Genomic DNA, 19,274 nt, shown 5'->3' on the forward strand with positions numbered 1-19,274 from the left:
ACCGGCGGGACACGGCTGGGTCAGTCCTTGCCGGTCCGAATGCCGTCCAGGGCGAAGCCGAGTACCCGGCCGCGCTGTTCCTCGCTGACGTAGCCGGTGGCGATGATGCCTGTGATCATGCGCAGGACGTCGTCGAAGGAGGCGTCACGGCGGGCCTCATCCGCCTCCTGGGCACGTGTGAAGAGCGGTTCGCCGGCCTCGTACATGGCGATACGGGAGGCGCGGAACATCTCCGAGTCGCGGTTGAGTTCCTCGGAGATGGCGCGCTTGGTGGCGACGTAGGAGACGAACCGGTCGAGCCAGGCGCTGAAGGCCTCCCACGGAGACAGGTGGGCGACGTCCTGGGCGGCACGGCACAGTTCCTCGACCTCGCCCACGTAGACGGCGTCGAAGAGGTCCTGACGGGTGGGGAAGTTGCGGTAGAGCGTGCCGATGCCGACACCGGCCGCACGGGCGATGTCCTCGAGCGGGGCACCGGATCCCTGCTCCGCGAACGCCGTGCGCGCGGCGGCCAGAAGCTTGTCGAAGTTGCGGCGCGCGTCGGCCCGGTGCGGGCGCCGCACGGTCGCGCCCGCGGTCGAGGACGTCCTGTCGTCCACCGTGATCCTTCCGGGGTCTCCCTGGCGTCATGGAAGCGGAGGGCGCCTCCGCCAGGGGAGTGTCCGCTTTTTTGGAGGGCTCCCTCCACTTTACCAAGGCCGGGTCCGTACTCCCGGCCTCGCCCGCCGCGAAGGTCCCCGTGCTCCGCCGGCGGAGCACGCCCGTGGGGTGCCTTGCCGGATCGGTGGGTGCGTAGCCGGTGGTACAACGGGCTTCGACGGTCACGAGGGCTGGCCGGTCACCTGGCTTTCCTCCTCATTGCGGCCAGGCTCGATGACCTCTTCTTCCCTCCGGCAGTCCCGGGAAGCCAGGCAGCCCTCCCTGTCGACGGCTCCGGATCCAGACGATGCCCCCTGAAGAGACCTGCCCTCAGGCGTCGGCGAGGAGGGGGTCGTACGCGGTGTTGGTACGGCGGCCCGACATGAAGGAGAGGAAGTCGCCCACGAAGGCGCTCCGGCTGTAGGTGCCGTCGGTGGTGGTGAGGTCGCGGTGGAAGGCGGTACGGAACAGGGTCCGGTACTCGTCGGCGTCGATGGTTCCGTTGCTGTCCTTGTCGGTGGCCTCGAAGAGAACCTCGGCGACGCGGATGAGCGCGGGTCCGGCGAGGGAGGGGACGGCGGCAGCGTACTCCTCGGCGCTGACGCGGCCGTCGCCGTCCGTGTCGAGGGCCGTCTGCAACTCGCGCCACCAGGCGGCGAAGGCGTCGTAGAGCCGGGTCTCCTCGGGTTCGTCCAGGTCGAGGCGGGTCGACAGTTCACGGGCCATGGCGGCGAGGTCGGGCCAGTCGAGATGGCCGTCGCCGGTCTGGTCCAGCACCTTGCGGAAGAACTCCTCCGCCGAACGCCGGTTCTCTCCCGTGCCCGCTGAGGGCGTCGGATCCGGATGAGGGCCGCCGCTCAGTGGCGTGAGGAGGCGGAGCAGAGCCGATGCCCGTTTCATGCGGGTGGCCAGGGCTGCCACGGTCCGTGCCCGGGGATCGTCGCTGTGGGGCGAGAGGGAGAGGGCTTCGATGATGCTCTCGGCGTTGATCCAGCCCTCGGGCAGGAAACGGGCGAGTCCGGCGGCGCAGTAGGCGCCCTGCATGAGCGTGGAGGCACCGGGCATCTCCGGCAAGCCGGCCCGGCGTCGGTACGACTCGGGAAGCGAGGCGACGGTGATCGCGCCCAGCAGCGGACCGACGACGGCCCGCCCGGCCGCCCACAGCGTCGGTGCCCCGTCCAGCAACGCCGGGGCAGGCAGATGGTCGAAGAGCCGGTAGAGGATGACGCGGGCCGCCTCGGTGTTTTCCAGTTCGTCGTCGACCACCCGGTCGAAGTACCGCCAGAAGTCGTCCAGGTCCTCAGGCAGTTCCGAGGCGTCGCCGTCGAGGGCGGCCAGGAACGATCGGTACTCCGCGTACATCCGCTCCATCGTGTCCTGGTCGAGCGGCTGACCGCTGAGCCGGCACATGGTGACGGCGCTCTCGAAAAGAGTGGCAACCACCCAGGCCCGGGTCGCCCGGTCCATCGCGTCGTAGGCACGGCCGCGGGAATCGGAGCCGCTCATGCGGGCGTGCAGCCTGTTGAGCCGGGCGGCCTCCCGCTCCCGAACCGCGGGGTCGGCGCCGAACATGCGCCGCATACTCAGGAAGGTGTTGCGCAGCCGGCGCCAAGGGTGGGCGACGAAGGTGGAGTTGTCTACGAGGGCGGCGCCGATCTGCGGGTGCGCGGCCTCCAGCACGGTGGCGCGGATTATCGCCAGCGCCCAGCGCGGGTCGTCGAAGAAGCCACTGAATCGTGCTTCCGGTCCGAACAAGGGCCTCTCGTCGGCCGTTCCCGTGGTGGTCATGAGGGCTCTCCCATCGTGCGGGGCGGTACGCCGCCGAAACGGCGGTCGCGGCGCCGGTAGGTGTGCAGGCAGGCGAGAAAGTCAGGAGCCCGGAAGTCCGGCCAGAGCACCTCGGGGAAAACCCACTCGGCGTAGGCCACCTGCCAGAGCATGAAGTTGGAGATCCGCTGCTCGCCGGAGGTACGGATGACCAGGTCGACGTCGGGGGTGTCGGGAAACGGCAGGTGGTCTGCGAAAAGCTGCTCGGTGACCTCGTCCGCGGGCGTCTTGCTGCGGATGAGCGACCTGGCGGCCTCCACGATGTCCCGGCGCCCGCCGTGGTCGAAGGCCACGGTCAGCGTCATTCCCCGGTTGTCGGCGGTCAGCGTCGCCAGGTCCTCGAAATCCCGGGTCAGCTCGCGGGGGATACGGGAGTCGGCGACCCCGAGGAAACGGCAGCGAATGCCCCGGGCCAGCAGCAAAGGCGCGTGCTTGCGTACGACCCGGCGGACCAGACCCATCAGGAAGTCGACCTCGGTGCCAGGACGGTTCCAGTTCTCGGTGGAGAAGGCGTACAAGCTGAGCCACTCCACGCCGGCTGCCCGGGCCGCCTCGATGATGTCGATGACAGTGGTCTCGGCAGCGCGGTGCCCGGCCGTGCGGGGAAGCGAACGCCGTTGCGCCCATCGTCCGTTGCCGTCCATCACGCAGGCCACGTGCCGCGGCACCGCACGGGCCGCCCCGTCGCCTTGCCGCTGCCCATCGGGGCCGCCACCGGACCGTCGCCCACCCGCCCCGTCCCCCGTCGCCGCCCGCGCACGCGGAACGCCGTGGTCGCCCGTGGCCGGCCCCGTCCCATCCGACACGGCGCGCTCGGCCGTACCGCGTTCGGTCACACCCACCCCGTCTCACCAGGCGCCTCATCCACGCCCCACCGGCGCCTTCACTCCTGGAGTGTGACAGCGCGAAGGGCTGCCCGACCGGCCAAGCGGGGGACCGTCACCCTTGGCTACTTTGTCCGATTTCCACCGTGGCAACGCCGCCGCCATCCAGGACGCTCCTGTCGTCCTCGGCCGAGCCGGCGCCCCGGTACGACGCCGATACCGCGGCGGGGCGCGAAGGGCTGCATCGGGTTCCACGGCACGCGTGGTGAACGTCTTTTCACCACCCGGCCGATGCGGGTGTGCTCCGGCGGGTCGAGGCAGAGAAGGCTGTGGTGACCGTCGCTCGCGTCGAGATCAGGGACGTTGCGGCGGCTGGAGTGACTGCCGCCGGCCCGCTCCTGCTCCCGGCGATGAGCTCGGTGATCCACGGCTGCCTCCGTACGACCCGCGTCCGGGACCCGAAGCCCGATCCGGCCCCGCGCCCGGAGCCGCGGCCCGAGACGGCCTGACCGGACGGCCGCGGCGGACGACGCCGAGCGCGCGCCGTCTGCTGTGGCCGGGTGGGCCGCTTCGTTGTCTACTGGGACTTATGTGACGCGCGCGACCAGATCGGAATCCGTACCCGATTCTCCGAGGCGATTCTCGTGAACATGACCGCCCGAGCACTTGTCGCTGCCACCGGAACAGTCCTGCTGCTGTCCGGGACGACCGTCGCCCACGCCGCCGGCGCCCCGTCGGCGACCGAGGCAAAAGCGGCGTCCTCCGTGACGGTGACCACCAAGAACACGCCACTGGGAAAGATCCTCGTCAACGAGAAGGGTCACACCCTCTACCTGTTCGAGTCCGACAAGAAGGACAAGTCCACCTGCAACGACGCCTGCGCCGAGGCATGGCCGCCGCTGAAGGCGGACGGCAAGCTCGTCGCCAAGGGCGGCGTGGACAGCAAGCTGCTCGACACCATCAAGCGCAGCGACGGTTCGAAGCAGGTGACGTACAAGGGGCAGCCCCTCTACACGTTCGCCGACGACACCAAGGCCGGGCAGACCAACGGCCAGGGCGTCGACGCCTTCGGTGCCAAGTGGTTCGTGCTGGGCACCGACGGCAAGAAGATCACCAAGCAGCCCGCGTCCCAGAACGGCGGCTACTGACCGCCCGCGTCACGTCAGCCCGGGCGTGTCGAACCCGTTGAGCTGCCACAGCGCGGCGGTGTACCAGAGCAGGGCGATCGCGCAGAAGAGCAGACCGCCCACGAGAGGCAGCGTCCACCCCGGGAACCGCCGGCTGCGCACCACGAGCACCTTCGCGGCGAAGGCGCCGTACAGGACGCAGCCGGTGACCGAGTGGATCGCCACGCGTGGCGACGCCGTCTCGACGCCGTACGCGCTCAGGCACTGGTAGGCGATCGGCACCGAGAGCAGGAAGGCGAGCAGTCCGGTCACCCGGTGCGCTAGGGGCACGGCGCGCGGTGCCGGCTTCGACCCGGGCAGCAGGCCGTACATCCGGGCGGCGAGCAGCAGCTGGACCAGCGCGAGACCCAGCAGGGCGCTCCCCAACCGGGCCTTGAGCTCCATGGCCTCGTCGTACCGGGCGCCGAACAGGCTGCTGTTCGGGTCGGGCGTCAGGCCCTGCCCCACGAACCAGATGCCCAGGCCCACGGCCACGGGGATCAGCAGCAGGGCCGCGGCACGCCCCTTGCCCGTCGCGCGGCGGGAGGGATCTGTTTGCTGTTCCACGAAGGCTCCGTACGAAGGGCGACGACCGGAACCCCCACCATGCCGCCGCCCCCGCCCGCCGCCCGGCCGACCGCTCCGCCACCCCACCGGGAATCACCCGATGGACGGCCCATGTGTGACGGACGCCATGCCGGACGCGGGGTGCCCGGACAATGTCGGAGGGCCCCACCGCGAACGGTGGCGTCCTCCGACATCGGGTGCGGGATCCCCCTCCGTGGGCGATCACAGCAGAAGCGCCACCACTGCTCCTGCTGCCTTTCCGAGCTCTGTCGCTGCTTGCTGCGGTGTGTCGCCGATGAATCCTTCAACGCCACCGACCAGGGTGTCCTTGCCGCCCATGTGACCGAGGAACACGGCGCCGCCGCAACCACCTGGACGCCACCGCCGTCCAGCGCATCGCGGGACCACCCCGCCTTCTGAACCTACGCCCGCCGCCTGGCCGCCCACCCGGCCTTCGGTACCCACCTCGACCTCGACGGCATCGAACGACGTCCCCACGCCCGCTGTCACGGACTGGAGGCCGCGGGAGCGGCCGCGCGGATCCCAACCGGGCGGCACACGCGGCCCGCTGATCCTTCCACGCACCCCAGTCGCCTTCGCCCCGGCGCGACGTCCGTGGTTACTCGTGCGTTTCGCACATCAAGGTGATGACAGCGGTGACTGTGCGGGACGGTACGCACCGTGACAGCGTCTTCCCCGTCAGCGACCGGACGGGAGGGAGACGCCGTGAACAAGGGCTATGCCGTGTACTGCGACGCGGACCCGTACTTCTACGACGCTCCGCACCGCACCGTCTCCGCGGCCGGCGCGGGGCGCACCCGGTACGCCGCGGCCTTGTGGCCCGTCCCGGAGGGATGGCAGCGCAACGAGAGCGGGGACTGGCTCGCCCTGCGTCCGACCGACGCCGAACTGCCCGATCAGGGCTGGAAGATCCACGTCTCCGCGTGCCTCGACAACGCCGAGTCCGTGCTGGAACGTGTGTGGCGGCACTGCGTGGCCGGCGGCACCGCCTTCAAGTTCGTCCCCAGCCGCTACCTGCTGCACCAGCGCAACGCCAAGTACGCGGACCGCTCCGGCAGCGGCAAGTTCATCACCGTCTACCCGGCGGACGAGGAGCGGTTCGAACGGCTCGCGGACGAGCTGGGGCGGCTGCTGGCCGGCGAACCCGGACCGCACATCCTGAGTGACCTGCGGCTCGGCGACGGCCCCGTGCACGTCCGCTACGGCGGGTTCACCCGGCGCAACTGCTACGACGCGGACGGGGAGTTGCGCCCGGCCGTGACCGGTCCCGACGGGGTGCTCGTGCCCGATCTGCGCGGCCCCGTCTTCCGCGTACCGGACTGGGTGGAATCGCCCGCGTTCCTGCGTCCGCACCTGGAGGCACGCGATGCGCTGACCGTGGCCGGTCTGCCCTACGCCATCGAGTCGGCACTGCACTTCTCCAACGGCGGCGGTGTCTACCTCGCCCGCGACTCCCGCACCGGACAGCGGGTCGTCCTCAAGGAGGCCCGTCCGCACGCCGGCCTGGCAGCCGACGGCGCGGACGCCGTCACCCGGCTGCACCGGGAACGCCGCGCGCTGGAGAGCCTGTCCGGTCTTGACTGCACCCCCGAGGTGCTCGACCACTTCACCGTCGGCGAACACCACTTCCTGGTGCTGGAGCACATCGACGGCAAGCCGCTCAACACCTTCTTCGCCCGCCGTCACCCGCTCATCGAGGCCGACCCCGGCGAGGAGCGGCTGGCCGAGTACACGGCCTGGGCCCTCGACGTCCACGCCCGGGTGCAACGCGCCGTGGAGGACGTCCACGCCCGCGGCGTGGTCTTCAACGACCTGCACCTGTTCAACATCATGATCCGCGAGGACGACAGCGTCGCCCTGCTGGACTTCGAGGCCGCGCACCAGGTCGGCGAAGCCGGTCGGCAGACCGTCGCCAATCCGGGGTTCGTGGCACCGTCCGACCGCAGGGGCGTCGCGGTGGACCGGTACGCGCTGGCCTGTCTGCGGCTCGCGCTGTTCCTCCCGCTGACCAGTCTGCTGGCCCTGGACCGGCGCAAGGCGGCCCACCTCGCCGACGTGGTGGCCGGACAGTTCCCGGTGGACCGGGCGTTCCTGGACGCGGCGGTCGACGAGATCACCCGCGGCGCCACCGAGCCCGCCGGCACCCCGGCGGCAGGACGGGAGGGCGGACCGGTGGTCCCGGTCCGCCCCGGCGACTGGCCCCGCAGCAGGGACTCGATGGCCGCGGCGATCCGCGCCTCGGCGACACCGTCCCGGACCGACCGCCTCTTCCCCGGCGACATCGCCCAGTTCGGCACGGCCGGCGGCGGACTGGCCTTCGGCCACGGCGCGGCGGGAGTGCTGTACGCGCTGGCCGAGAGCGGCGCGGGCCGGTACGAGGACGGGGAACAGTGGCTCCTGGAGCGGACGAAGCAACCGCCGTCGGGCATGCCGCTCGGTTTCCACGACGGCCTCGCCGGTGTCGCCTGGACGCTGGAATACCTCGGTCACCGCGACCGCGCCCTCGACCTCGCCGAACTGCTCCTCGACCAGCCCTTCGACGACCTGGCCCCGGACCTGCACAGCGGCACCGCCGGACTGGGCCTGGCCCTGGACTCGCTGGCCGCGGCCACGGGGGAGAGTGCCCTGCGCACCGCCGCGCGGCGCTGCGCCGAGCTGACCGCCCGGAGCGGCTCTGCCGGGGACGTGAGCGTCGGCCGGGGCCGCGCGGGTCTGCTGCACGGCGCCGCCGGGCGGGCCCTGCTCTTCCTGCGGCTGTACGAAGCCGACCGGGACCCCGCTCTGCTCGACCTCGCACGGGACGAACTGCGCCGGGACCTCGCGCGGTGCGTCCGCGGCGCGGGCGGCGCGCTCCAGGTCGACGAGGGCTGGCGCACCATGCCCTACCTGGGCGCGGGCAGTGTGGGCATCGGCATGGTGCTCGACGACTACCTGGCGCACCGCCAGGACGAGGACTTCGCCCGGGCGAGAGGCGAGATCGTGGCCGCGGCGCAGGCCATGTTCTACGCCCAGCCGGGCCTGTACCGGGGGGTGGCCGGGATGGTGCTGCATCTCGGCCGCACGACGGCCGAGATGCCCGGCACCGGTCCCGAGGCCATCCGGCGGCAGCTCGACGCGCTTTCCTGGCACGCGATGTCCTACCGCGGCCGGCTCGCCTTCCCCGGCGAGCAGATGATGCGCCTGTCGATGGACCTCTCCACGGGCACGGCCGGATGCCTGCTCGCCGTCGCCTCCGTCCACGGCACCCGGCCCGCCGGACTGCCGTTCCTCCCGCCGCCCACCCGGCGGCCCCATGACTCGGCCCCTCCTGGGGTCGTGATGAAAGAAGACAACCCGTTGCCGTACGAAGGGAAGACGTCATGAACCTGTTCGACCTGCAGTCGATGGAGACCCCCAAGGAAGAGGCCATGGGGGACGTGGAGACCGGCAGCCGCGCGAGCCTGCTGCTCTGCGGCGACAGCAGCCTGAGCATCACGACCTGTAACTGACACACGGGCCGGCCACCGCGGTGACGCGGTGAGCCCTGCCGCCCGGTACCGGCGCTCCGGGTTTCCGCCCGGGGCGCCGGTACCCGCATGCACGGACACCTCGGCCGGCCGGTCGCGCGGCCGGTGTCCCGACACGGTGGGACGCACGGAAGGAGGCCGGCTGGTGCCGACGAGCGGGTCCCGGGCACGGCGCGCGGGCAAGGCAGGCGGCGCAGCCGGCGGCGCGACACCGGGCCGCGCCCCCGAAGCGCTGGTGCTGCTGTGCTCGGTCGCGTCGGCCGCGGTGACCGTGGCCCAGCCCTACGTCCTCGGCCGCACACTGGATCTGCTTGTGCGCGACGGCGGCACCGCCGGTGCCGCGGGACGCTGGCTGGTGCTGAGCGCCGCGCTCCTCGTGGGCGAGCTGCTGCTCGACAGCCTCACCTCCCTGTTCACCGGACGCTGCAACGCCGCCTGGACGGCGTCCGTCCGGTCCCGTGCCCTCGACGGCCTCCTGCGAGCCGTACCGGAACGCGCACGGCCGTACGCGCCGGGAGACGTCGGGACCCGGCTGACCCTGAACGCCGCCGACGCCGGAGCCGCCCCGGCGGCCCGGGCGGCGCTCGCGGCCTCGATGGCCACGCCCGTGGGCGCGCTCGCGGCGCTGACCGTGGTCGACCTGTGGGTGGCCGCCTGCGTGCTGGCCGGGCTGCCTGCCCTGGGGTTCGTCCTGCGGGCCTTCGCCCGGGACACCGGCGCCTCGGTCGGCGCCTACCAGAAGACGCAGGCGGAGATCGCCTCCCGGCTGCTGGAGGCCATGGAGGGCGCGGCGACGATCAACGCGGCGGGCACCCACGCCCGTGAACGGGCCCGTGTGCTGGCGCCGTTGGACCGACTCGCCGCCCAGGGCAGGCACATGTGGGTGCTCCACGGACGCGCCCTGGCCCGCAGCGGGGTCCTGGTCCCCCTGCTCACCCTGGCCGCCACGGCCGTCGGCGGCCTGCGGCTCGCCTCGGGCGCCCTGAGCGTGGGCGAGCTCCTCGCCGTGATCCGCTACGCGCAGCTGACGGCCGGCATCGGTGGCGCGGCGTCCCTGCTGGGCGCGGTGGTGCGTGGCCGCGAGGCACGGAACCGGACCCTGGCCCTGGCCCGCGTCCCCGCGCTGGTCCACGGGACCCGCCGGCTGCCACCGGCCGGGCGGGGTGATCTCGAACTGCTCGGGGTGCGCGTGATGCGTGACGGCAGGCAGGTGCTGCGCGCCGACGGCGTGCGGGTGCCGGGCGGCGCCACGGCGGCGGTGGTCGGCCGCAGCGGAGCGGGGAAGTCCGTCCTGGCCGCCGTGGCGGGGCGGCTGGTCGACCCCGACGAGGGACAGGTGCTGCTGGACGGCGTCCGTCTCGACCGGCTGACCCGGGACGCCCTGCGCACCGAGGTCGGCTATGCCTTCGAGCGCCCCGCCCCGGCCGGGGGCACGGTCGCCGAGATGGTCGCCACCGGACCTCGGCGGGTGTCGCCCGAGCAGGTGCGGGAAGCCTGCCGTGCCGCGGGAGCCGACGGGTTCGTGCGCCGGCTGCCGCACGGGTACGACACCCCGCTGGCCGCGGCGCCGCTCTCGGGCGGCGAGCACCAACGCCTCGGTCTGGCGCGGGCGTTCGCGCACGCTGGACGGCTGCTGATCCTGGACGACGCGACGTCCGGCCTGGACACCGCCACCGAGCACGAGGTGGACCGGGCGCTGCGCCGGGCGGTGCGTCCCGGGACCAGGCTGGTCGTCGCGCACCGCCCGTCGGTGGCGGCCCGGGCCGACCTGGTGATCTGGCTGGAGGAGGGGGAAGTGCGGGCCATCGCGCCGCATGGCGATCTGTGGGAACTGGCCGGCTACCGGGCGGTCTTCGCCGCCGGCCCGGCCGGGGCCGGGCAAGCGCCGCCCGACGGAGCCACACACCGGCCCGCACCCGAGGGAGCACGGCGGTGACCCGCCGCGCCGCGTCCGCGGACACGCGCGAAACGGACGACGGGTCCGGGGCGGTGCGGCGCCTGGCACCGCACGCCCGCCGGTTCCTCGCCCGCCGCTCCGGGGTCCTGGTGCGGCTCGCCCTCTGGTCGCTGGCCGAGACCGGGCAGGCGTTCCTCGTAGGGTACGGAGTCGCCCGGGCCGTCGACCAGGGGTTCCTCGCCGGTGACACGCGCCGAGGGCTGCTCTGGCTATCCGTCGCGCTGATGGCCGTGCTGCTCGGCGCCCCGGTGATCCGAGGCGTGTTCGCCCAGCTGGCCGGTCTGACGGAGCCGTTGCGCGACGGTCTGGTGCGGCACACGGTCGACCGGTCCCTGGGGCCCGCCGCCGCAGGCGGTCCCGGCGGGACGGACCGGACGGCCGTCTCCCGGCTGACGAACCAGGCCGAGATAGCCCGGGACAGCTTCGCCGGTCTCGTCCTGACGCTCCGTTCGTTCGTCTTCACCGCCGCCGGAGCGCTGCTGGGGCTGCTGTCGCTGCATCCCTCCCTCCTCGTGGTGGTCCTTCCCCCGCTGTCGCTCGGTCTGGGGCTGTTCCTGGTGACGCTGCGCCCGATGGCGGCGGCGCAGCGACGCGCGCTGGCGGCCGACGAGGCACTGGGCGACCACGCGGCCCGGTCGCGGGCGGCGCTGCGGGACCTGACCGCTTGCGGGACCGGGCCTGCGGCGGCGAGGCGCGGCGCGAAGCTGATCGAGGGTGCCGCGGCGGCCGCACGTGTCCTGGCCGGCTGGGCGGCGGTGCGCACGGCGGCGCTCGGGGTCGCGGGTCACCTGCCGGTCCTGGCGTTGCTGCTGGCCGTTCCGTGGCTGCGCGGGCGGGGCGTGACGGCGGGCACGCTGCTCGGTGCCTTCACCTACCTCGTCCAGTCGCTGCTGCCCGCCCTGCACACGCTGATGACCGCGCTCGGCGCGGCCGGGTCCCGGCTGCTGGTCGTCCTCGACCGCATCATCGGCCCGGAGCGGCCGGAGCCGCGGTTGGAGCGGACCCGGGCAGCGGAGCCGGAGCGGTCGGAGCGGACCCGGGCAGCGGAGCCGGAGCGGGCCGGGGGGCCGGGGAGCGTACGGGCGCCGGCGGCCACCCGCCCGGAGCCCGCACTCGCGGCAGCGCCCCGTCCGGCCCCCGGCGCGGCGGGCGGGGCCGTCACCGCCCGGGCGACGGCCGCGATCCCCGGCCCCGGCGACGACGCACCGGACCTCGGGGGACGGCCGGCGGACCGCACCCGGACCGCGGCCGTGGAACTGCGGTCCGTGACGCTGTCCTACGGCGTGCGCGCCGAACCCGTCCTCGACTCGCTCGACCTGCGCGTCGCCCCGGGCGAGCACCTCGCCGTCGTCGGCCCCAGCGGCATCGGCAAGTCGACCCTCACCCGCCTGGTCGCGGGCACGCTCGCGCCCAGCGGCGGCGAGGTCAGGGTGGACGGCCGGGAGGTGACCGGGCGACCGCCCGCCGAACTGGCCGCGCTGCGCGTCCTGGTACCCCAGGAGGCGTACGTCTTCTCCGGCACCCTGAGCGACAACCTCACCTACCTCCGCCCGGACGCGAGCCGCGCGGACCTCGACGCCGCCGTCGACGCCCTCGGCCTGCGGCCCCTGGTGGAGCGGCTGGGCGGCCTCGACGCACCGGTGCGGCCCGCCGAACTCTCCCACGGCGAGCGGCAACTCGTCGCGCTGACCCGCGCCTGGGTGTCACCCGCCCCCCTGCTGCTGCTCGACGAGGCCACCTGCCATCTCGACCCCGCCGCCGAGGCGCGCGCGGAGGAGGCCCTCGCCCGGCGCCGGGGAACGCTCCTGGTGGTGGCGCACCGCCTGTCGTCCGCCGTACGCGCCGACCGGGTGCTGGTCCTGGACGGAACGGACGCCGTGTGCGGCACGCACGACGAGGTGCTGGACCGCTCGCCGCTCTACCGGGACCTGACGGGCCACTGGCAGGGCGGACCGGCCCGCCGGCGCTGACCGCCGCGGGCCGTCCGGAGCCCGGACCGCCGCGCGCCTACGTCCAGCCGCCGCTCTGGAGGATGCGTATCGCGTCGACCCGGTTGCGTGCGCCCATCTTCCGTATGGCGGCGGCCATGTAGTTGCGGACGGTGCCCCGGGAGAGGTGCAGCCGGGCCGCTATCTCGGCCATGGGCGCCCCTTGTGAGGCGAGGGACAGCACGCTCAGTTCACGGGTGGTCAGCGGCATCGCCGCGCCCTCCAGCAGGGCGACGGTGAGCGTCTCGTCGAGGAAGCGTTCACCCTTTGCGACCGTGTGCACCGCGGTGATCAGCCGTCGTGCCGAAGCGTTCTTGTCGACCAGCCCGAGAGCACCGCCGTCGAACGCCCGGCGGAGTGTCCCCGGACGCCTGGCGGTCGTCAGCACGACGAGCCGGTCCCCGCGCCGCGCCCGGAAGGACGCGTCGTGCGTCTGCCCGGGACCCCACAGACAGTCGCCGTCCACGACCCACACGTCGGTCGGTAATACGTCACGATCCGGCAGGTCGGCGCCGGGTGCCCGGGACGAGACCTCCAGCGCGGCATCGGACCTCAGCAGTTGCACCAATGCCGACCGCAGCAGTTCCTCGTTGTGCACCACGACAGTACGAACCATGTCCCCCACCTCTGGTCAGCGGCCGCGCCCGGGGCAGTCGGCACTCGCCCCCCGAGCCACGGGCCATGTGCCCTGATCCGACCGGCGGGAACACGACACGTACGCACGAGCGAACCGCACCGGACGCAATGCGCCGCCCCCCAGGCCCCAGGAAGGGCGCGGCGGATGTGCCCGCCCGGCCGAAAACGACGGATTCGCACGCCCTCGCCCGGATGCCGGCGGCCTCCGCGGCACGCGTCCGCCACTCCCCGCTCCCGCGTCGGCGGCCACGGCCGCTGGCCACAAGGGGGTGCGGCCGTCCGGGTCCCGCGTTCCCCGCGGAACCCGGACGGCCGGTGCGACGCGGCCACACCGCTCGCGGTTCGGCCGAAACAGTCAGCGCGCAATCTGGCGCGAATCCCACGGTCGCCCGGCGCCGGCGGCGAACGCCGGACACACCCCGAGGGACGAGGAGCGCGCACCTTGACGTCACAGGACGTGGACCGGCCCGGACCGGTCGGCACCTCGCGCCGCTCCACGATCACCCCTGAGCGCGAGCGGGAGTTCTTCGACGCCGTGCTGCATCAGATCCGGGTCCACGGCTACTACGCGGTGACCATGGAGGGCATCGCCGCCGGCACCCGGTGCAGCAAGTCGACGCCGTACCGGCAGTGGGGGAGCAAGCCCCGGCTCGTCGCCGCGGCCCCGCGCTCCGGCGGACAGGCGCGGCTCGCCCGTATCGACACCGGCACCCTCGCCGGGACTCGAAGCGGACTCAGCCGGCACACGCAAGGCCTCGTGGCTGTGCTTCGACAAGGCAGGCAATCTCACCAGCCAGAACGGCGGCAAGAACACCTGTCCGGGCGGCACGACCTTCACCTACAACGACGCGAGTGAGCTGACAGGGAAGAACGCCTCCACCACCGGCTGGTCCTGGTTGCACCACACCGCCCTCGGCCTGGCGTCAACGTCCTCGGCCTCGCCGACGACACCGGCAAGCGCACCCACACCTACGCCGCACTCCGACACCTGGGAGAGCAGACGTTACGGGACTGAGCCAGGCCACGGAAACGGGACCTATCTCGCCGCACATGTATCTGTACTTGGCGGTGCACACAGGGAAGTACGCGGACACCGTTCCCAGGTGCCGTCCACGGCCCGCCTGAGCAGCGCCCGGCAGGCTGCCAGGAACGTGGTCAGGGGGGAGCCTCCGTTGACGGCGACAGTCCGTCGCCGTCGTGGGCACTGTCCGGGTCCTGCGTCGTCCCCCTCGGGGTGTCGCCGGCTCCAGGGGTCAGGTGCCTGAGACTGTCCCGTACCCATCTGCGGTCGTCCTCGTGCAGACCGTCGGCCTGACTGAGAGCTTCGAGAATCTCCGAGCCCGTCACGCCGTCGATGGCCAGCAGAGTGTCGGCGGCCCACACTCTGTCGTAGCCGATCAACGTGGCGTCGAGCGCGAGTACGCGGAGGAGGCCGGCCGCGCCGGAGCCCAGCAACCGGACGCACGAGTGGGCTGCGCTGACGCGGTGCGTGCGGTCGAGTGTTGGGTCGAGGGCGAACGCCTCGAGCAGGTCCGCGGCGGCCGAGCCGTCCACCTCGAGTAGGTCGTTCGCGGCGTGCAGGCGATCTGCTTGACCCAGAGCAGGGTCACACGCCAGGAGCAGCAGCAAGCGAATCCCGCCCGCGCGGTCGTACCCGCACAGCCTTCCGGCCGCCCATCTGCGGGTCCGTCCGGGAAGAGAGATGTCGCGGCCGAGCGCGCCGAGTCCGGCGACCCCACGCGTTCTGTCTACGGCCAGGAGCTTCTCCGCGGCCCAGACGCGGGCGTCCGGCTCGAGCTCAGGACTGGTGGTCAGCGTCTCAAGTAGCGTGCTGCACCGATCGTCGCTGCGGTCGACCAGCGCTTGCGCGGCGTTGGTGCGCGCGCTGCTCCGCAGCGCTGGATCGCTTGCCAGGCTGTGCAGTAGATCTGTGCCGACATGGCCGGCCAGGCCGATCAGGGCCTCGGCTGCCGCGACTCGCCGGGACGCAGGTGCCGTGGGGTCGCCGGCCACCGAGCGAAACCGTGCGGAGGCGAGGCCGACCGCATGCTCGGGGAGAGACGTACTGAGCAGGGCGAGATCGGAGACGAGGATGCAGCCGTCCATGTCGGAGCGGGAAACCAGACGGGTGAGGATCGAAGCGATGTCTCCGGCGGAAGCGGGTGGTGCCGCATCCAGGAGGAACCCGATGTAAGAGGCGTCGACGTGTCGAGGGACCCGGTAGCGAGTAGCCCATCCGGGTAGAATGCCGTGCTGCGGCCGGAAGAGGGCCCGCAAAGAACGTGACGCCGCTTCGGGTGTGCGGGTCGCGTGCTGGGCTGCCTGGTACTCGAGCATGGTCTGGTGCAGGAAGTCCAGCCGGCCGCCGCGGGTGGTCATGAGACCGCTGCGCCTCAGGCTTCCCTCGAGGAATGCCCGCCAGACCGACGCCGATACGACGGGCGCGGGCTGAGCGTCGGGATCCGTCGAGATGGCGTCGACGGGGTCGGACCAGTGGCCCACCAGGCGCCGTGCGGCGTGTTGTGCGATCAGCGCCGGCATGCGGTCCAAGGCTGCTTCGGCGTGGGCCAGGGCGGTCTTGCCATAGCGGTCGAACAGCAGGCGCGTCTGGGTGCGGACGCCTCCGGCGCCGACGTGCTGGCGCTCATTGAGCAGATCGGTGAATGCCCGGTAGACCGCTCCCCGGTTGGTGGGCAGGGGGGTGTCCGGGTGAGTGGCGTGGAGTTGGCACAACATGGAGGCCATCAGCGGCGTGCGTGCCAGATCGTTCAGTCCGGTGCCGGCCAGGGATTCGAGGAAGCGCGCCACGGCTGAGTCGACGTCGGGGAGTTGAAAGGCTTCGAACCATGAACGGGCGATGTGCGGGAGATCATCGGCCGCGAAGGGCTGCAGTGTGTATCGCTGCGGGCGCTCCGTGCTGCCGGGAGCGCCGGTTTCGGGGCCGGGGGCCCGGTCGAGAGCATCGAGCTCGCCGAAAGGCAGGGGACGCGTCGCCACGGCGAAGCGGTAGTGACTGGCCTTGTGGTCGTCGCGCACCTCTGTGATGGTGCTGATCACAGCACGCCGCGCAGCGGGGTCGGCCACCTCGTCGAGCCCGTCGACCAGCACCAACCAGGGGACGTCTTTGTACGGCGGAGCGGCAAAGAACTCCGCGGGCAGAGCTTGAGACAGGCCGTACGTGGACAGATCCGCCGTGACTGCCGTGGCCAGCGCGTCGGTCAGTGGCCGCCGGCCGGTGAGAGCCGCAGCCTGAACGAGGACCGGGACCGTCGCCTCTCCGGTGCCCTGCTGCCAGTGTTGAATGCCCGCGGCCAGCCGGGTGCGCAGCAGACTGGACTTGCCTCCGCCGGGCCCGGCCAGCACCACGCACATCTCGCCGTCCACCAGGACCTGGTCCGCGGGCAGCAGCTGAGAGGGCCCGTCGGCCTGGTCGCCTCTCGCGTCGACCACCTGCCGCAGATACACCGAGGCCAGCGGGGGCATCATCCCCGGCAGGACGCCGGGGTAGGGATGCTCCTGCGCTGATCGACGGGCCGCATCCAGGTAGTTGTCCAGGTGGCGAGTGCGCCGGTCGGCCTGCTGACGCAGCCGGTGCAACACCGTCAGAGCCTCACCTGAGATGCGTAAGGCGGTGGCGAGCCGGTCCAGCGTGTCTGCCGAGGGCATCCCCGACGAGCGGTTCAAGGCGTTGCTGACGGTCGCGTTGGAGACGCCTGCCGCTTTGGCCAGCTGGCTTTGTGTCATACCGGTCGCGGCTTTCGCCTCGGCGAGCAGCCGTCTGAACTCCGCGTTCGCCGCTTCGCCCGAAGGCTCGCCCGCGCCCCCCACCGAACCTCCTGAACCGGCCCTTCAATCTTGTTCACTTCACACCCTTGAACGGCAATCGAGGCTATCTCTGCTGATGAGCCCAGCGAGGGTTCTTGCCACATTCGCCATCACCCACAGGAGAGAAGCCATGCCCGAGCACGTCCTGTTCATCGTCACCCCTGTGGCGGTAGGGTTCCTGATCCGCCTCCTCCGACGACCGCGTCACATGCTTGCCGATCTCGCGGGCATCGTCCGTGACCTGATCACGTTGCGCATGATCCTGCGCGGGACCGTGCCCGACGAGCGGTCCGCGCTTATTGCCGCACACCGTGCATGGCGTCACCAGCCGACCATGCGCCGCAGCCCGGGGACTCGGCACTGTGCTTGTGGCGACCGCCAGACCTGCGACGGCGGTTGCACGTCCTGACCGGACGGGTGGGGTGGCAGCGCCGCTTCCTCCCCACCCCGCGCAAGGCAGCACTGCCCGCGGGACTGTTGGTCGCCTCTGTGGATGAGGACCAGCGCCGTTCCTCGGTCACCCGGCAAGGGTGAGGTTGTGGAGGCGGGCGATGCCGAGCACGGCGTGGTGGACGCCGTCACCTTTGAGGCGGCAGTGGCGGAGAATCTTCCAGGTCTTCACGCGGGCGAATACCGATCACGATGCCGGGGCCGCTCGGCGTCGGCGACGTCTGGTGTTCTCACCGCATAGGTTCGCCGGGCTGGCCGTGGTGGCGGTTGGATGTGGGGTGAGGTCCGATCCGACCGCTGGAGGCGCGGTGGCTGAGCCTGTCCGTGTGCGCAGGTTGACCGACCAGAGGGGCAGAAGCTGCAGCAGATCGTGCGCCGGGGCAGTACCAACTCGGTGCGCTACCGGCGCGCGATGATGTTGCTGGCCTCGGCCGGCGGGAACCGCGTGCCGGTGATCGCCCAACTCGTGGCGACCGACGAGTACACCGTCCGGGATGTGATCCACCGGTTCAACGAGTTCGGCCTGGCCTGTCCGGACCCTCAGTGGGCGGGAGGTCGTCCCCGCCAACTCAGCCCTGATGACGAGGACTTCGTCGACCAGACGGCCACCACCCGCCCGGTCAAGCTCGGCCATCCCTTCATCCGCTGGTCACTGCGCAAACTTGTCGCCTACCTGCGCAGAGTCCACGGCCGGATCGTTCGCATCGGCCGCGAAGCGTTACGCAGCCTGCTCGCCCGCCGCGGTGTCACCTTCCAGCGCATCAAGACCTGGAAGGAATCTCCCGACCCGGACCGCGAGGCGAAGCTGAACCGGATCGAGGAGGTACGGACCGCTCCCCGGACCGGGTCTTCGCTTTCGACGAGTTCGGACCGCTCGGCATCCGGTCCACCGCAGGCTCGGGCTGGGCACCACGGAAACGCCCGACAGGCTGCCGGCCACCTACCACCGCACTCACGGAGTCCGGTACTTCCACGGCTGCTACTCGGTCGGCGACGACACCCTGTGGAGCGTCAACCGCCGCAAAAAAGGTGCCGTTACCACGCTGGCCGCGCTGAATTCGATCCGCGCCGCCCGGCCCGACGGCGCACCGATACCTGATCCTGGACAACCTGTCCGCCCACAAGAGCGCCGACACCTGCCGCTGGGCGAAGAAGAACAAGGTCGAGTTGTGCTTCACCCCGACCTACGCCTCCTGGGCGAACCCCATCGAGGCGCACTTCGGTCCGCTGAGGCAGTTCACCATCGCCAACTCCCACCACCCGGGCGTCCTGGCCGCCGAACGTAGGGAACGCGCCCGCATCCGCAGCGAGAAGGTCATCCGATGGGGCGGACGCCCCCCTCGCCGCCGTGGCCTGAACGACCCGGCGAACCCATGTGCTCACAGCACTAGCCAGCCGAACTGACCAAGGTCTCGAAACCTGAGCTATCGCAGTAGGACACTGCACGACCCTCAGCCCCGATGTCGCCGCCGACCGCGTTGACGGTGTCATCGAGGATGTCGGTGCCACCGTGTTCCAGGCCTGCCCGGTCAAGCCTTTTCGAGGCCTCGATGACCGCATGCCCTGCCGATTCGGTGATATCGAACTCGGGCGACTGGACACCCTGTCCGTCACCGGCATCGGCGTCTGGCTCGCCGGTTGTCGTGGCGTGCGCCGCGTCCTGCCAGGACCCCAGCTTGGTGCAGTAATCCCGTTGCCGCTCCTTGGCTTGCGCTGGCTCGTCCGACGAACAACCGCTCATCAGGACAACGGCAACGACAACGGCCGCTGCTCGCCTGACTGCTCGAGTAATCCCGCCGCTGTGCTGCAAGGACGTGCCCTCCCCGAAGCTTCCGCCACGAGTATGGATCACGAAGGTGTCACCTTGC

General features: G+C 71.9%; 13 protein-coding genes and 4 pseudogenes. 9 read left to right on the forward strand and 8 right to left on the reverse strand.

What is annotated here, in order from left to right; translation table 11 throughout:
• Positions 1-20: 20 nt before the first annotated feature.
• The 3 genes from ACIF8S_RS12265 to uppS form a co-directional block, all read right to left on the reverse strand.
• On the reverse strand, positions 21-599 hold the full coding sequence (locus tag ACIF8S_RS12265) for a TetR/AcrR family transcriptional regulator (protein ID WP_399998937.1): 579 nt from the start codon (positions 597-599) through the stop codon (positions 21-23).
• Between the two features lie 370 nt (positions 600-969).
• Complete coding sequence (locus ACIF8S_RS12270) at positions 970-2,427, reverse strand: oxygenase MpaB family protein (RefSeq protein WP_399998938.1); 1,458 nt, start codon at positions 2,425-2,427, stop codon at positions 970-972.
• Complete coding sequence (uppS, locus tag ACIF8S_RS12275; protein WP_349795052.1) at positions 2,424-3,134, reverse strand: polyprenyl diphosphate synthase; 711 nt, start codon at positions 3,132-3,134, stop codon at positions 2,424-2,426. The genes ACIF8S_RS12270 and uppS overlap by 4 nt, the downstream gene beginning before the upstream one ends.
• Positions 3,135-3,940: 806 nt before the next feature.
• Here uppS and ACIF8S_RS12280 point away from each other — a divergent pair.
• Positions 3,941-4,438: a hypothetical protein gene (locus tag ACIF8S_RS12280; protein ID WP_399998940.1), complete on the forward strand. Its 498-nt coding sequence runs from the start codon at positions 3,941-3,943 to the stop codon at positions 4,436-4,438.
• 9 nt (positions 4,439-4,447) lie between these two features.
• Here the strand turns inward: ACIF8S_RS12280 and ACIF8S_RS12285 are convergent, their stop codons facing one another.
• Positions 4,448-5,023, reverse strand: a complete 576-nt coding sequence (locus tag ACIF8S_RS12285) for a DUF6529 family protein (RefSeq protein WP_399998942.1) — start codon at positions 5,021-5,023, stop codon at positions 4,448-4,450.
• A gap of 362 nt (positions 5,024-5,385) precedes the next feature.
• On the opposite strand from ACIF8S_RS12285, the pseudogene ACIF8S_RS12290 reads away from it, so the two are divergent.
• From ACIF8S_RS12290 to ACIF8S_RS12310, 5 genes and pseudogenes are all read left to right on the forward strand, one after another.
• Positions 5,386-5,671, forward strand: a pseudogene (locus ACIF8S_RS12290) (hypothetical protein); the annotation flags it as partial.
• A 78-nt stretch (positions 5,672-5,749) separates the two neighbouring features.
• Positions 5,750-8,407 carry a class III lanthionine synthetase LanKC gene (gene lanKC / locus ACIF8S_RS12295; RefSeq protein WP_399998944.1) on the forward strand — a complete coding sequence of 886 codons (2,658 nt, stop codon included), beginning with the start codon at positions 5,750-5,752 and terminating at the stop codon, positions 8,405-8,407.
• A complete protein-coding gene (locus ACIF8S_RS12300) occupies positions 8,404-8,532 on the forward strand; it encodes a SapB/AmfS family lanthipeptide (protein WP_003972313.1) in 129 nt (42 codons plus the stop codon). Before lanKC ends, ACIF8S_RS12300 begins: the two co-directional genes overlap by 4 nt.
• Positions 8,533-8,695: 163 nt before the next feature.
• Positions 8,696-10,486 (forward strand): ABC transporter ATP-binding protein, encoded by a 1,791-nt coding sequence (locus tag ACIF8S_RS12305; protein ID WP_399998945.1) that lies wholly within the window; start codon positions 8,696-8,698, stop codon positions 10,484-10,486.
• Complete coding sequence (locus ACIF8S_RS12310) at positions 10,483-12,477, forward strand: ATP-binding cassette domain-containing protein (RefSeq protein ID WP_399998946.1); 1,995 nt, start codon at positions 10,483-10,485, stop codon at positions 12,475-12,477. The genes ACIF8S_RS12305 and ACIF8S_RS12310 overlap by 4 nt, the downstream gene beginning before the upstream one ends.
• Positions 12,478-12,514: 37 nt before the next feature.
• Here ACIF8S_RS12310 and ACIF8S_RS12315 read toward each other — a convergent pair whose 3' ends face one another.
• Positions 12,515-13,111, reverse strand: a complete 597-nt coding sequence (locus tag ACIF8S_RS12315; RefSeq protein ID WP_399998948.1) for a LuxR C-terminal-related transcriptional regulator — start codon at positions 13,109-13,111, stop codon at positions 12,515-12,517.
• 462 nt (positions 13,112-13,573) lie between these two features.
• Between ACIF8S_RS12315 and ACIF8S_RS12320 the strand changes: the two are divergent.
• Positions 13,574-13,849, forward strand: a pseudogene (locus ACIF8S_RS12320) (TetR/AcrR family transcriptional regulator); the annotation flags it as partial.
• Positions 13,850-14,286: 437 nt separating this feature from the next.
• Here the strand turns inward: ACIF8S_RS12320 and ACIF8S_RS12325 are convergent.
• Positions 14,287-16,959: an NACHT domain-containing protein gene (locus ACIF8S_RS12325; protein ID WP_399998949.1), complete on the reverse strand. Its 2,673-nt coding sequence runs from the start codon at positions 16,957-16,959 to the stop codon at positions 14,287-14,289.
• Positions 16,960-17,086: 127 nt separating this feature from the next.
• Between ACIF8S_RS12325 and ACIF8S_RS12330 the strand changes: the two genes are divergently transcribed.
• Positions 17,087-17,365 carry a hypothetical protein gene (locus ACIF8S_RS12330; RefSeq protein ID WP_399998950.1) on the forward strand — a complete coding sequence of 93 codons (279 nt, stop codon included), beginning with the start codon at positions 17,087-17,089 and terminating at the stop codon, positions 17,363-17,365.
• A 108-nt stretch (positions 17,366-17,473) separates the two neighbouring features.
• Here the strand turns inward: ACIF8S_RS12330 and ACIF8S_RS12335 are convergent.
• Positions 17,474-17,590, reverse strand: a pseudogene (locus ACIF8S_RS12335) (IS5/IS1182 family transposase); the annotation flags it as partial.
• A gap of 228 nt (positions 17,591-17,818) precedes the next feature.
• Between ACIF8S_RS12335 and ACIF8S_RS12340 the strand changes: the two are divergent.
• A pseudogene (locus ACIF8S_RS12340) lies at positions 17,819-18,810 on the forward strand (IS630 family transposase).
• Here ACIF8S_RS12340 and ACIF8S_RS12345 read toward each other — a convergent pair.
• A complete protein-coding gene (locus tag ACIF8S_RS12345) occupies positions 18,794-19,258 on the reverse strand; it encodes a hypothetical protein (protein ID WP_399998951.1) in 465 nt (154 codons plus the stop codon). The pseudogene ACIF8S_RS12340 and the gene ACIF8S_RS12345 overlap by 17 nt on opposite strands.
• Positions 19,259-19,274: the final 16 nt, after the last annotated feature.

The organism is Streptomyces sp. NPDC085937 (genome assembly GCF_044540535.1).
In the GTDB taxonomy this organism is placed as follows: domain Bacteria; phylum Actinomycetota; class Actinomycetes; order Streptomycetales; family Streptomycetaceae; genus Streptomyces.